Annotated in this window: 1 pseudogene; it reads left to right on the top strand. The window is 67.8% G+C overall.

The annotated features are described in order from the left end of the window. Positions 1–146: 146 nt before the first annotated feature. Positions 147–1,020: pseudogene (locus OP18_RS56685) on the top strand (IS5 family transposase); the annotation flags it as partial.

The following is a 1,020-nucleotide window of genomic DNA, read 5'->3' as shown; positions in this document are numbered from 1 at the left end:
AGGTCGTGTGTCGAACTCGGGCGTGGTGCTTGACCTGCCCTGACGTGGTTGGGTGCGTGTCGGAGATCGACAATGGGCGAGGTCTCCGGTAGTTGGTTCATCGACCAAGAAGAACCTGCACCGGAGACCTCGTGGACACCATAGCGGTGACGAGGCGGCATGACCTGACCGACGCGCAGTGGGCAGCGCTGGAACCGTTGCTGCCCAAGCCTGTTCGGTCGGGTCGGCCGTCGTTGTTCAGTAAGCGGCAGTTGATCGATGGGATCCGGTGGCGGGTCCGTGTCGGTGCACCCTGGCGGGACGTGCCGGCGTGTTACGGGTCGTGGTCGGCGGTGGCCGGGTTGTTCCGCAGGTGGCAGCGGGCTGGGGTCTGGGCGCAGATCCTGACCGCGTTGCAGGCCCACGCCGACGCTGCTGGGCGCATCGTGTGGGATGTGTCCGTGGACTCCACGACCGCCCGAGCGCACCAGCATGCCGCTGGAGCGCGGAAAAGGGGGATCTGCAAGCGGAACCGCCCGGCGGCGTCCGGGACGAGCCTGCCGATCACGCCCTGGGTCGTTCCCGTGGTGGGCTGACCACGAAGATCCACCTCGGATGTGAGCAGGGTCAGAAGCCGTTGTCGCTGGTGCTGACCGCTGGGCAGCGCGGTGACAGCCCGCAGTTCACGGTGGTCCTCGACGGCATCCGGGTCCCCAGGTTGCATGCGGGACGGCCGCGCACCCGACCGGACCGGGTCCTGGCTGACAAGGCCTACACATCCCGCGGCAACCGCCGCTACCTGCGCCGCCGTGGGATCAAGGCGTGCATCCCGTCGAAGGCCGATCAGGACGCCAACCGGCGCAAGCTCGGGTCGAAGGGTGGCCGGCCGCCGGCCTTCGACCCTGAGCTGTACAAACAGCGCCACGCCGTGGAGTGCGGCATTAACCGGCTGAAACGCAACCGCGGTGTCGCCACCCGCTTCGACAAGCTCGCCGTCCGGTACGAAGCCACCCTGCACATCGCCGCGATCAACGAATGGCT

It is taken from the genome of Dactylosporangium aurantiacum (genome assembly GCF_000716715.1).
GTDB lineage: Bacteria > Actinomycetota > Actinomycetes > Mycobacteriales > Micromonosporaceae > Dactylosporangium > Dactylosporangium aurantiacum.
The sequence above is the reverse complement of the archived record's forward strand: the minus strand, read 5'-3'. Positions and strand labels throughout refer to the sequence as shown.